General features: G+C 74.3%; 13 protein-coding genes and 1 pseudogene. 4 read left to right on the top strand and 10 right to left on the bottom strand.

All coding sequences use genetic code 11. The features are described from left to right. Positions 1–277 (bottom strand): annotated as a pseudogene (locus E1291_RS32985) (hypothetical protein); the annotation flags it as partial. Positions 278–452: 175 nt separating this feature from the next. Here E1291_RS32985 and E1291_RS32980 point away from each other — a divergent pair. Then, the gene (locus E1291_RS32980) at positions 453–962 is read left to right on the top strand and encodes a mycothiol transferase (RefSeq protein ID WP_131741990.1); all 510 of its coding nucleotides are present in this window, start codon (positions 453–455) and stop codon (positions 960–962) included. A 3-nt stretch (positions 963–965) separates the two neighbouring features. Here E1291_RS32980 and E1291_RS32975 read toward each other — a convergent pair whose 3' ends face one another. Then, a complete protein-coding gene (locus E1291_RS32975) occupies positions 966–1,355 on the bottom strand; it encodes an STAS domain-containing protein (RefSeq protein ID WP_131741989.1) in 390 nt (129 codons plus the stop codon). Positions 1,356–1,508: 153 nt separating this feature from the next. Continuing rightward, positions 1,509–2,321: an SAM-dependent methyltransferase gene (locus E1291_RS32970; RefSeq protein WP_131741988.1), complete on the bottom strand. Its 813-nt coding sequence runs from the start codon at positions 2,319–2,321 to the stop codon at positions 1,509–1,511. 112 nt (positions 2,322–2,433) lie between these two features. Here E1291_RS32970 and E1291_RS32965 point away from each other — a divergent pair, with 112 nt between their 5' ends. Next, complete coding sequence (locus tag E1291_RS32965; RefSeq protein ID WP_242614530.1) at positions 2,434–2,853, top strand: BlaI/MecI/CopY family transcriptional regulator; 420 nt, start codon at positions 2,434–2,436, stop codon at positions 2,851–2,853. 143 nt (positions 2,854–2,996) lie between these two features. On the opposite strand, the gene E1291_RS32960 is transcribed toward E1291_RS32965, so the two are convergent. Further along, entirely contained in the window at positions 2,997–3,593 is a 597-nt protein-coding gene (locus E1291_RS32960; protein ID WP_165495397.1) for a PIG-L family deacetylase, read from the bottom strand. Between E1291_RS32960 and E1291_RS32955 the strand changes: the two genes are divergently transcribed. Further along, positions 3,586–4,623 (top strand): beta-ketoacyl reductase, encoded by a 1,038-nt coding sequence (locus E1291_RS32955; protein ID WP_165495396.1) that lies wholly within the window; start codon positions 3,586–3,588, stop codon positions 4,621–4,623. The genes E1291_RS32960 and E1291_RS32955 overlap by 8 nt on opposite strands. 66 nt (positions 4,624–4,689) lie before the next feature. Here the strand turns inward: E1291_RS32955 and E1291_RS32950 are convergent, their stop codons facing one another. From E1291_RS32950 to E1291_RS32930, 5 genes are all read right to left on the bottom strand, one after another. Next, entirely contained in the window at positions 4,690–5,595 is a 906-nt protein-coding gene (locus E1291_RS32950; RefSeq protein WP_207401066.1) for an alpha/beta fold hydrolase, read from the bottom strand. Positions 5,596–5,616: 21 nt separating this feature from the next. Beyond that, the gene (locus E1291_RS32945) at positions 5,617–6,873 is read right to left on the bottom strand and encodes a cytochrome P450 (protein ID WP_242614529.1); all 1,257 of its coding nucleotides are present in this window, start codon (positions 6,871–6,873) and stop codon (positions 5,617–5,619) included. Between the two features lie 21 nt (positions 6,874–6,894). After that, the gene (locus tag E1291_RS32940) at positions 6,895–8,178 is read right to left on the bottom strand and encodes an activator-dependent family glycosyltransferase (protein WP_131741984.1); all 1,284 of its coding nucleotides are present in this window, start codon (positions 8,176–8,178) and stop codon (positions 6,895–6,897) included. A 34-nt stretch (positions 8,179–8,212) separates the two neighbouring features. Next, the gene (locus tag E1291_RS32935; RefSeq protein WP_131741983.1) at positions 8,213–9,466 is read right to left on the bottom strand and encodes a cytochrome P450 family protein; all 1,254 of its coding nucleotides are present in this window, start codon (positions 9,464–9,466) and stop codon (positions 8,213–8,215) included. A gap of 69 nt (positions 9,467–9,535) precedes the next feature. Further along, a complete protein-coding gene (locus tag E1291_RS32930; RefSeq protein ID WP_131741982.1) occupies positions 9,536–9,877 on the bottom strand; it encodes an acyl carrier protein in 342 nt (113 codons plus the stop codon). A gap of 283 nt (positions 9,878–10,160) precedes the next feature. On the opposite strand from E1291_RS32930, the gene E1291_RS32925 reads away from it, so the two are divergent. Then, positions 10,161–11,006, top strand: coding sequence for an SAM-dependent methyltransferase (locus tag E1291_RS32925; protein ID WP_131741981.1), 846 nt, complete (start codon positions 10,161–10,163; stop codon positions 11,004–11,006). 86 nt (positions 11,007–11,092) lie between these two features. Here the strand turns inward: E1291_RS32925 and E1291_RS42465 are convergent. Continuing rightward, positions 11,093–11,492 (bottom strand): hypothetical protein (locus E1291_RS42465; protein ID WP_165495395.1); only part of this gene is annotated, 400 nt, incomplete at its 5' end.

Genomic DNA, 11,492 nt, shown 5'->3' with positions numbered 1-11,492 from the left:
GGTCGCCGTCCAGCGATCCGCCGCCGAGCCCGGCGTCGGCCGCCCGCTGCACCGACATCTGGCCCGCCGGCACGCCGGCGGCCCGGTCGCGCAGCCGCTCGGCCCACGCGCCGTCGTCGATGAACCCGTCGTCGATGAACACCGCCCGCTCGCCGCGCTCGGCCGCCGCCGTCACGTGCGCGGCCCACAGGGCGCGGCGCTCGTCCTCCCCGGCGTAGCTCACCCAGGCGTGGTCTCCCGGTTCCACGCAGAACACCGAGGTCAGGGGCGCCGGCATGGGGCACCCCCCGCGACCGGCGGGCCGTACGTCCCGATCACCCGCACCCCTCTCCCATGATGACGCAAAGGATTCACTTGATCACTTAAAGTATCAAGCGGAACGGCGAGATCGGTCTTCTCCGCCGGGCGCACGGGCGCTGAAATCCGGGGGCGTTCGCGGTAGCGTCGGCGCAATGACCAGTGCTGAACTGCTCACCGACGCCTTCGACCGGATCCGCGAGGTGGTCCACGAGGCCGCGGGCGGGCTCACCGCCGAGCGCCTCGCCTACCGCGCCGACCCGGAGGCCAATACGATCGCGTGGCTCGTGTGGCACCTCACCCGCGTCCAGGACGACCACGTCGCCGACGCCGCCGACACGCCCCAGGTGTGGACGGCGGACGGCTGGGCCGAGCGGTTCGGGCTGCCGTTCGGCGCGGCCGAGACAGGGTACGGCCAGTCGGCCGACCAGGTCGCCCTGGTCCGGGTGCGGTCGGCGGACCTGCTGACCGGCTACCACGACGCCGTCCACGCCCGGACCGCCGGCTACGTCGGCGCGCTGACCGACGCAGATCTCGCCCGCGTCGTGGACGCCGCGTGGGACCCGCCGGTGACGCTGGCCGTGCGGCTGGTCAGCGTCGTCTCCGACGCGCTCCAGCACGCCGGCCAGGCGGCGTTCGTCCGGGGCCTGGCCGAGCGCTCCTGAGCCTCAGCGGCTGTCGGCGCGGGCCCCGGGACGGCGCCCGGCCCCCGGCGGCGGCGCGTCCAGGGCGGCCCGCAGGCTCGGGTGGATGGTGAGCCGCTGGTCCAGGTTGGTGACCTGCAGGACGCGGGCGACCCGCTCGGTCACGGGCCCGGCCAGCGCCGCGCTCCCGCCGCGGCCCTCGGCGGCCAGGTAGAAGCGCAGCAGCAGGCTCAGGCCGCTGGAGTCGAGGAAGTCGAGCGGCGACAGGTCGAACACCAGGTGCTCGCCGTGCGCGCGGCGGCCCGCCCGGATCTCGTGCTCGGCCCGCTGCACGTCGGGCAGGCTCAGGTCGCCCTCCAGGGCGATCACGGTGCGCGCGCCCTCGGCGCGGCACGTCACGGCGCACCCGCTCATCCGTCCTCCCTCGCTCAGGCCCACCGCCGGCCCGCGGGACCCGAGGTCCCGCAGAGCATGATTCTCCCTTGTCCGGCGGGTCGTTGGGAATCAGGGGGCCGGTATCTCGTCCATGACCCGCCGGGAAAGCGCCCGGCGCCGGGCGCGCGGCCCTCAGGGCTTGCGGGCGACACCGCAGAACTGATCGATCTCCGCCGGCTCGCCGAAGGGCAGGGCCTCGGGCCGCCACCGGGTGCACGACACGACGCCCGGCTCGACCAGCTCGAGCCCGGCGAACAGGCCCGCGATCCGCTCGGGCGTGCGGTGCACGCCCCGCGGCGTGCCGAACCGGTTCCACTGCCGGATCGCGTCCGCCATCCGCTCCCCGGTGACCTCGGTGGTCGGGTGCGCGACGGCCAGGAAGCTGCCCGGCGCCAGCGGCTCCATCAGCCGCCCGATGATGGAGCGGGCCTCGGCGTCGTCGGGGACGTGCCACACGACGCCCAGCATGGTGACGGCGACCGGACGGGAGAGGTCGAGCGTGGCCTCCGCGCCCTTGAGGATCAGCTCCGGGTCGCGCAGGTCGGCGTCCAGGTAGTCGGTCCTTCCCTGGGGGGTGCTGGTCAGCAGCGCCCGCGCGTGCGCCAGCACCAGGGGATCGTTGTCGACATAGACGACCCGCGCGTCCGGGGCGGCCCGCTGGGCGACCTCGTGGGTGTTGTCGGCGGTGGGCAGGCCCGTGCCGATGTCCAGGAACTGCCGTATCCCCTCGGTCTCGGCCAGATGGCGCACGACCCGGCCGAGGAACAGCCGGTCGGCGCGGGCCTGCTCGACGATGTCGGGCAGGACTCCGGCGATCCTGTCGCCGAGCTCGCGGTCGACCGGGTAGTTCTCCTTGCCGCCCAGCCAGTAATCCCAGATCCGCGCCGAATGCGACACGGTCGTGTCGATCCGGGGCACCGAATGCGGTGCTCGCGAAACGTCCATTTCGGTACTCCTGCTGCCGGAAAGGGAGGGCGGGCCGCCCACCACAATAGAGGGCCGGGCGGAACTGACTCACGCTTCTACTACAACGCAGGTAGTAGTTAGAATGCGGCTCGTGCTGGCACGATCGGGCGGCCGCCGCGGCCGCGGCGCGCTGGAGGCGGAGGTCCTGGCCGTCCTCGCCGCCGCGGACGAGCCGCTCACGCCGCGCGAGGTGGCGCGGCGGCTCGACCCGCGCCCGGCCTACACCACCGTGATGACCGTGCTGAGCCGCCTGTACGGCAAAGGTGTGGTCACGCGGGCACGGAAGGGGCGCGGTTACTGCTACGTCTTCCTCCGTGACGAGGCGGCGCGCAGGGCGGTGCAGATGCGGCGGCTCCTCGACCAGGCGCGCGAGCAGGACCGGGCCCGCACCCTCGCCCGGTTCGTGGACGAGCTCTCCGCCGAGGACGAGCGCCTTCTCCGGCGGCTCCTGCGCGATCACGAGCCCGGCGGCGAGCCGTCCCGGGCCGCCGGCTCCGGCGCTTCCGAATGACCGCCAGACCTACTACATAATTTGTAGTAGATTGTTCGGATCTCTGTGGGGGTGATCGAGACCGGGGGGCCGCCGTGGCGCACACGAGAGCGATCGAAGTGCTCGGTGCACCCTACGTCACGGCACTCTACGGCACCCGCCTTTCACCGCCGCGCCCGGCGCACTCGGGAACCGTCGCGCAGGCTCGCGAAAATGTCGTCCAGCAGCGGGCGGGCCGGTTCACGGCCCCGCTCGGCGAACCATTCGGTGCCGAGCACCCGCCGGTAGAGCGGCATGGGCAGCTTGAGCAGCACGGCCAGGGTCCGCACGCCCGCGTCGGCGCCCGCCTGGCTGACGTGCGCGGCCATGGCGGCGCGCTTGTGCCGGGCGAAGCGCCGCACGTCCACGCGGTGGGTGAGATGCTCGGGCGCGGTGTAGGCCGAGCGGAACCGGGCCGGGGCGAAGTCGGCGGGGACGCCCGGCAGCCAGGCCACCAGCCGCAGGGCCCGCAGCAGGAGCGAGCGGTCCACCGTGGCCTCCAGCACGACGGGGGTGCCCGCGAGCTCGGCCGCGCGCACGCCGGCGTCGTGGACCCGCACGTGGTCGGGGTGGCCGTAGCCGCCGGCGGGGTCGTAGACGGTGAGCACGTCGGCCGCCTCCTCGCGCAGGATCGCGGCCAGCCGTCCGGCCGCCTCCTCCAGCTCCGCCCGCGCGAACGCCCCGTCGGCGCCGGACGGCGCGCCCGCGCTGGTCGTGCACACCTCCACCGCCGGGGACCCCGTCCCGCTGGCCGAGCTGACGCCCGATCGGATCGCCGCTGCGCTCGCCTCCGGCGGGCCGGATCCGGACGGGGCTGCGGGCGGCCCGGCCACCGTGGTGTTCACGTCCGTCGCCGGGGTGTGGGGGAGCCGGGACGAGGGCGCGCGGGCCGTGGCCCACGCCCGCCTCGACGCCCTCGCCCACCGCGCCCGCGCCGCGGGCGGCGACGTCGTCTCCGTCGCCTGGGGCCTGTGGGACCTCGCGGAGGACTCCGGCGACGCCCGGCGGCAGGGGCTGCCGCCGCTGGAACCCCGCCTCGCGCTGACCGCGCTGGGCCGCGCCCTCGCGGGCGGCGACCGGGACCTGGCGATCGCCGACATCGTCTGGGACCGCTTCGCGCCGCTGTTCACCATGGCCAGGCCGAGCCGCCTGTTCGACGCGGTCCCGGCCGCCCAGCGGGCCCTGGAGGCGGCCCGGGGGCCGGACGACGCCGAGGCCGCCGACCGGACCGCCGCGCTCCGCCGCGACCTGGCCGCCGTCCCCGCGGACGAGCGTCCGGGGCGGCTGCTGTCGCTCGTCCGGGCGTCCACGGCGGAGGTCCTGCGGCACGACGCGGCCGACGCGGTCGACCCCGACAGCCCCTTCAAGGACCTCGGGTTCGACTCGATGGCGGCCGTCGGCCTCCGGAACCGGCTGCGCGCCGCGACCGGGCTGCGGCTGCCCGCCACGGTCGGGTTCGACCATCCGACGCCGCGGCGGCTCGCCGGATACCTGCTCGCCCAGATACTGCCGGCCGAGTCCGGGACCGGGCACCCGGCGCTCGGCCGCCTGGACGAGCTGGACGCGGCGCTCGCGGAACTGCCGATGGAGGACCCGCGCCGCACCGGGCTGATGAAGCGGATGCAGGGCCTGCTGTGGAAGTACGCGGCCGAGGCCGGGGAGGCCGCGGAGGCGTCCGGCGACGGACCGGACATCGAGGCGGCGTCGGCGGAGGACATGTTCGCGCTCATCGACCGCGAGCTCGGCGCCTGACCCGCGACGGCGGAACGGGAGGGGACCGCGAGGTCCCCTCCCGTTTTCCCGGTCCCGATCCGCGGCTCAGGTCACGCGCCGGTCGTCGGCGCCCTCGGTCCGCCCCGCCTGCGCCGCCAGCCACAGCAGGTCGCCGGCGACCCGGCCGGGATGCTGGGCGTGCAGGTCGTGATCGGAGTCGAGGTACTCGCGGACCTCCGCGCGGGGCAGCGCCGCCGCGGCGGGCTCCACGCACGCCCGGATCCGCTCGAACATGACCTCCCACCGGCGGGTGGGCTTGGGCACGGCGGGCATGAGCAGCGCGGGCACCCCGATGGACGGGAACCACTGCGCGGGCGGGTCGTCCCAGATGCTGCGCAGGATCGACGCGCGCCGCTCCGTGGTCAGCCGGGGGGTCAGCGACCCGTCCGGGCTGACCCGCAGCGAGTGCAGCGACGCCTCGATGGCGCTCTGCGACCAGTCCGGGTAGACGGCGCGCTGGAAGTCGCGGACGGCGTCGAGGGTGGCCCCGGCGAGGTCGAACTCCGACATCGACAGCAGCCCGGAGAACTGCTCCCAGGAGTCGCAGACCGCCGCCGCGTGCGCCCACCCGCCCTCGATCAGCGCGATCGCCGAGACGAGGCCGGGTTCGCGGGCGGTCAGCCGCAGCGACACGAGAGCCCCCCAGGAGTGGCCGCCGAGCACCACGCCCGACAGCCCGAGGGCGCGGGCCACCGCCGCCACGTCCGCGGCGGCGGTGGCGTTGTCGTAGCCGTGCTCCGGCGCGTCGGACGCGCCGTGCCCGCGCTGGTCGACGGCGTAGACGGGGTGGCCCTCGGCGGCCAGGCGGCCGGCGACCTCGTCCCACATGCGGGCATTGGAGTCGATGCCGTGCAGGAGCAGGAAGGCGGGCGGGACCACTCCCGGCCGGTGCCGGACGTTCAGCGTCACCTGGTCGTCCACGGGAACAGAGATGTCCTTCACGAGCGTCACTCCGGGAGTCGTCCGATCTGGTCAGAAGGTGCAGTCGAGGGCCGTGACGCCCTCGATGAAGCTCGCCGTCAGCCGCCTCGGCGGACTCGCCGCGCGGATCCCCGGCATCGTCCGCAGCAGTTCGCGGTACAGCGCGATGACCTCGACGCGGGCGAGGTGGGCGCCCAGGCAGAAGTGCGGCCCGGTGGCGCCGAAGCTCAGGTGCGGGTTCGGGTCGCGGGTGATGTCGAACCGGTGCGGGTCGGTGAACACGGCCTCGTCCCGGTTCGCGGGCCAGTAGAACAGGAACAGCCGGTCGCCCTCGCGGAACGGGTGCCCGTTCACCTCGCAGTCGTGGGTGACGACCCGCCGCATCCAGTTGACCGGGGTGACGAACCGCAGCACCTCCTCGACGGCGCCCGGGGCGTACCGGTCGAAGTCCGACAGCAGCAGCTCGCGCTGGTCCGGATGCCGCGTGAGCAGCACCAGGAAGTGCGAGATCACGTTCCGGGTGGTCTCCATGCCGGCGACGATCAGCAGGATGAAGAACGAGGCCAGCTCCCGCCGCGTCAGCCGGTTCCCCTCCACCTCCGCCTGCGTCAGCCTCGTGATCATGTCGTCGCGCGGGTCGCCGGCCCGGTCGGCGCGGAGCCGGGCGATGTAGTCGCCGAGTTCCCGGGACGCCTCCAGCATCGCCGTGGACGGGTCCGTGAACGGATGGGCCGCGGTGTCCAGGGGCCCGACGATCGCGTTGGACCGCTCGAACAGGAAGTCGTGGTCCTCCTCGGGGATGCCCATCATGCCGCCGAGCACGGCGATCGGCATCTCCGCGGCCACCGCCCGGACGAACTCGCCGGGCCCCCGCTCGGCCAGCCGCCCGGCGATCCGCGCGGCCGTCCGCTCGACCGCGGCCGTCAGCTCGGCGACCTTCCCGCGGCCGAACGCCCGGGCGACGGCCCGGCGCATCCGGGCGTGCTCGGGATTGTCCATGTTGATCATCGAGCTGTAGTACTCGGCCAGGTCGGGGGTGATCCCGAAGATGCTCGTCGCCCCGTCGGAGGAGAAGTCCCGGGGCCGCCGGCTCACCTCGGCGACGTCGGCGTAGGTGACCAGGGCGTGGTACCCCGACTCCGCGCGCGTCCGCGCGAGCCGCTGGAACACGAACCGCGGGTGCGCCAGCGCCCGCATCCGGTCGAACTCCGCCGCGCGCCGCGCGGTGGGCCGGGCCCAGAACTCCGGGGCGAGCAGGTCCAGGGGCAGCTCCGCCGCCGTCGCGGTGGAGGAATGACTGGGAGACACGACTACCTCATTCGCTTCGTCTCATCCTCGTCCCCGCGCGCCCTCTCTCCGCCGATAGCGGGCCGTCGCCTTCTCCAGCTCCGGCACGACCGCGTTCGGGGGCGGCTGGGCCAGGACCTCCTGGCGCAGCCGCCCGGCCCCCGCGCGGAACGCGGGGTCCTCCAGCAGCCGCACCAGCGCGTCCCGGATCCTCGGTCCGGTCACCTCGCCCGGCGGGACCGACAGGCCCGCCCGGCGCTCCCGGAGATGCGCCTCCTTGTGCGCGGCGTCCGGGACGTTGCTGACCAGAAGCTGCGGGGTTCCGTACAGCAGCGCGTTGTAGAAGGTTCCGGCGCCGCCGTGGTGGATCATCGCCGCGCAGCCCGGGAGCACCTCGTGCAGCGGCGCGAAGCCGACGACGCGGGTGTTGCCGGGCAGCGGGCCGAGCCGGTCGCGGACCTCCGCGGGCAGGGTCGCCACCAGCTCGATGTCGAGGTCGGCGAGCGCGTCGAAGGTCTCGCGCACCCGGTCGGCGGGCATGACCTCGAACTCCAGCCGGTTCCGCAGCGACAGTCCCAGCGTCATGAGGACGCGGGGCGCGCGCGGCGGCGCGAGCGCCCAGTCGGGGACCACCGCGCGGCCGTTGTAGGGGACGTAGCGCATCGGCACGTAGTGCAGCGCCGACGGCAGCCGGAACGAGTCCGGGAACCGGTCGATGGTGAAGTGGCCGCTGACGAGCCGCTCGGAGAACCGCCCGCCGTGCCGCGCGGCGTGCTCGCCGAGCCACTCGGCCAGCGGGTCCCGGCGCTCGCCCGGCGGCCGCTGCGCCCTGGCCCAGAGGAACCCGTCCCGCAGCTGCGCGTTCAGGTCGATGGTGAAGGTCACCCGCGCGTGCGCGGCGCCCGCGGCGTCGGCGGCGATCGCGCCGGCGTAGGCCAGCCCGTCCCAGACGACCAGGTCGGGTTCCCACGCGCGGCAGTGCGCGACGAGGTCGGCGACCATCGCGTCGTTGGCGATCCGCGCCCGCGGCACCACGACCGAGTCGTACAGCCGCACGTACTCCGCCCAGTCCGGCCGGCCGCCGGCGTCCTGCCGCAGGTCCGCCGGCGGGAGCAGCCCCGCCTCCTCCGCCCGCCGCGCCCGCAGCGTGATCGGCTCGTCCGAGCCGACCGGCACCGCCGCCAGCCCGGCCGCCGTGACCACGTCCGTCAGCTCCGGCTCGGCGGCCACCCGCACCGTGTGGCCCGCCGTCCGCAGCGCCCAGGCGAGCGGCACGAGGTTGAAGAAATGCGTGTTCCACGCCGGTGTCACGAACAGCACGCGCACGGTCGCCTCCTTCGCGGTGAGGGCGCCGGCCCGGTCAGGACGGTGCCCCGAGCGTGACGGGCAGCCGGACGAACTGGTTGGTGATCGGGATCGTGCTGCGCTCCAGCCGGTCCGCGGGCACCGCCAGCGCCAGGTCCGGGTACCGGTCGAACACCGCCCGGAACGTCACCTCGGCCTCCTGGTTGGCGAGCGCCGCGCCCAGGCAGTAGTGCGTGCCCCGCGCGTACGCCAGGTGCGCGGACGGGTCGTGCGGGCAGGTGACGTTCAGCCGGTCCCCGTGCGGGAACCGGCGCGGGTCGTGGTTCGCCGACCCCAGCACGAGCTGGACGCGCTCACCCCGCCGGATCAGCGTCCCCCCGACCGTCACGTCCTCGGTCGCGTACCGCGGCATCGCGATGACGACGGGGCTGGACCAGCGCAGCAGCTCCTGCACCGCGGCGGGCATCAGCCCCGGGTCCGCGCGCAGGGCCGCCAGCTGCTCCGGATGCGTCAGCAGCGCGAGGATCCCGTTGGCGAGCATGTGCGCGGTGGTCACGTGCCCCGCGATCATCAGCGTCAGCACCATCGTGACCATCTCGGCGTCCGACAGCCGGCCGCCCTCGTCGTGCGCCTGCAGCAGCGCGGTGACCAGGTCGTCGCCCGGCGCGGACCGGCGCCGCGCGATCATCGCGCGGATGTGCTCGTTCATCTCCGCGAGGATCACGTTGAGCCGGTGCGGCGGCGCGCTGGTGAACTCGCGGCTCCAGCCGTGCCAGCGCGGCCGGTCCGGCTCGGGGACGCCCAGCAGGTCGCAGATCACGATGATCGGCAGTGGCAGCGCGAAGTGCTCGATGAGGTCGACGACGCCGTCCTCGGCATGCTGGGGCAGCCCGTCCAGCAGCAGCGCCGCCGCCGCCTCCACACGTGGCCGCAGCGCGCCGATCCGGCGCACCGTGAACGCCCGGGAGACGAGCTTGCGCAGCCGCGTGTGGTCCGGCGGGTCGACGTACACCAGGTTCCCGGTGAGGTAGGGGACGAGCTCCGCGGAGATGCCCACCGTCCGCCTCAGGAACTCGGCGTGCGCGTCGGTCCGCCCCGGCAGCGAGCCGGTGTTGCTGACGAAGCGCCGGTCCTGGAGCACGGCGCCCACGTCCTCGTGGCGGGTGATGATCCATGCCGGGCCGCCGTCCCACAGGCGTCCCCGGGCGATCCGGGTCTCCTCCCGGATCCGCCCGAAGCCGCCGTAGGGATCGGCCATCAGCCCCGGGTCGCTCAGCAGAACTTCCTGAGCCGCCTGGTCGGCGGTCATGGAGGGCCCTCCTTGTCGTCCCTGCGTCTCGTCTGAGGTCCGCACGCGCGCGGCGACCCGGCGGGCCTCCTATTGCGCGCCGCCGCCGTTCTCGGCGTACGTCTCGGCCATGAAACGGGCGAGATGCGCGGGCGTGGGGTGCTCGATGACCGCGACGAGCGGGATCTCGATATTGGTCAGGGTCATCAGGTTCCTGGTCAGTTCGAGCGCCTTCAGCGAGGTGAGCCCGTTCTCCAGGAAGTTGGTGTCGTCCTCGATCGTGATGTGGTCGAGGATCGCGGCGGCCTGGCCGCGGACGGCCTCGCCGAGGAGCTGCTCGCGCTCGCCCGCCTCGGCCGCGGCGATCTTCTGCTGCAGTGCGGCGCCGTCCAGGGCTGCCTGGCCATCGCTCTCGTTGGTTGCACGCTGCATGCGCTTCGTCCCGTCCTCACGTGGTCGGAAGGTGTTGCGGAGAACGCCGGTCGTCGCCGACGGGCGGCAGTACCGCTCCGGCTCGGTCGGTGCGAGCCTTCCGGGCCACTGTGCACGCCGGTTCTAAAGGCGCGCCAAATGGCGCGGCGACCGTCCTGTGAACTGCGCTCGCGTGGCCCGCGACGCGGCTTTAGCAGGGCATTAAGGAAAAGGCCCAGCATTGGCCCGCAGGGTGGTGTGGTCCTTGCCGCCCGCCGGACCGCCGAAAGCTCAGGAGGAGTTCATGACGTCGCAATCGGCCACGCCAGCGACCGCGGGCCAGATGTCCGACTACTACAGCGGGATGGGCGCGCTCCTGCAAATGGCGTGGGGCGACAACTTCCACTTCGGCTACTGGGACGGGCCGTCCGACACCAACACGATCGAGCAGGCCACCGACCGGTTCACCGACATCCTCACCGAACGGCTCCGGCTGAGCCCCGGCGACCGCGTCCTGGACCTCGGCTGCGGGGTCGGCAAGCCGGCGCTGCGCATCGCCTCCACGACCGGCGCGAGCGTGGTGGGCGTCACCATCAACGCGCGGCACGTCGAGCTGGCGACCGAGCGCGCCCGCGCCGAGGGGAAGGCCGACCAGGTCACCTTCCGGCACGGCGACGCCATGGACCTGCCGTTCGCCGACGGCTCGTTCGACGCCGTCCTGCTCTTCGAGTCGATCATCCACATGGACCGGCCCACGGTGCTGCGCGAGGTGCAGCGGGTCCTCGTCCCCGGCGGCCGGCTGGCGCTCACCGACCTGACGCCGCTCACCGGCGAGGACGACACCCCGGAGTCCTTCCGCAGCATGATCGGCGCCGACCCGGAGGACGGCGCCCCCGACATCGCCACGCTCATCAACGCCGAGGCGTGGCCCGGCCTGCTCGCCGACGCGAACATGCTGCTGGACGAGGTGACCGACGTCACCGAGAACACCAACGGCACCTGGGTGCGGCTCTTCGAGAACTTCTTCAAGGTCAGGCGGGAGTTCGAGGCCAAGCACGGGATCACCGTGGAGCAGGTGCTCGACTCGGCCAAGTCGGGCGCGCCGACGGTCGGCGTCGGCTGCCTGGTCATCGCCGGCCACAAGCCCTGACGGGTCCCGCGCACGAGAACGGCCGCCGATCCCGCTCGGCGGCCGTTCTCGTGCGCGCGCCCGCGACATCGCGGGGCCGGGCGTCCTCAGGCGGGCGCGGGGTGCCCGGCGGGGGCCGTCTCCTCCAGCCAGAAGCGGCGGCGCTGGAAGGCGTAGGTCGGCAGCGGGACGGCGCGGGGCCGCGGGCCGGCCGGGAACAGGGCCGTCCAGTCGACGGTCCCGCCCGCGACGTGCAGCCGTGCCAGCGCCACCGTGAGCGCGCGCACCTCGGCCTCGCCCCCGTCACGGCCCCCGTCGCCCCCGGTGTCGCCGAAGGCGCGCAGGACGAGGGATCCCGGGGCGGCGGGTGGGCCGTCCGGGGCCGGGCGCAGGTCGAACAGCGGCGCCGTGCCGGTGTCCTCGTCCAGCACGGGGACGGCCGGGTCGCCGCGCTCCAGGTCGCGGGCGACCCGCGCCCGGTCCGCCGGGTCGGCGGCGAGCACCCGG

This window comes from Actinomadura roseirufa (assembly GCF_900659635.1).
Classification (GTDB): Bacteria; Actinomycetota; Actinomycetes; order Streptosporangiales; family Streptosporangiaceae; genus Spirillospora; species Spirillospora roseirufa.
This window is presented reverse-complemented; position numbering and strand designations above follow the sequence as displayed.

What these genes read in the sequence shown, in the direction of transcription:
- E1291_RS32980 (WP_131741990.1), top strand. Translation starts at nt 453, where the DNA reads ATGACCAGTGCTGAACTGCTCACCGACGCCTTCGACCGGATCCGCGAG.
- E1291_RS32975 (WP_131741989.1), bottom strand. Translation starts at nt 1,355, where the DNA reads ATGAGCGGGTGCGCCGTGACGTGCCGCGCCGAGGGCGCGCGCACCGTG.
- E1291_RS32970 (WP_131741988.1), bottom strand. Translation starts at nt 2,321, where the DNA reads ATGGACGTTTCGCGAGCACCGCATTCGGTGCCCCGGATCGACACGACC.
- E1291_RS32935 (WP_131741983.1), bottom strand. Translation starts at nt 9,466, where the DNA reads ATGACCGCCGACCAGGCGGCTCAGGAAGTTCTGCTGAGCGACCCGGGG.
- E1291_RS32930 (WP_131741982.1), bottom strand. Translation starts at nt 9,877, where the DNA reads ATGCAGCGTGCAACCAACGAGAGCGATGGCCAGGCAGCCCTGGACGGC.
- E1291_RS32925 (WP_131741981.1), top strand. Translation starts at nt 10,161, where the DNA reads ATGACGTCGCAATCGGCCACGCCAGCGACCGCGGGCCAGATGTCCGAC.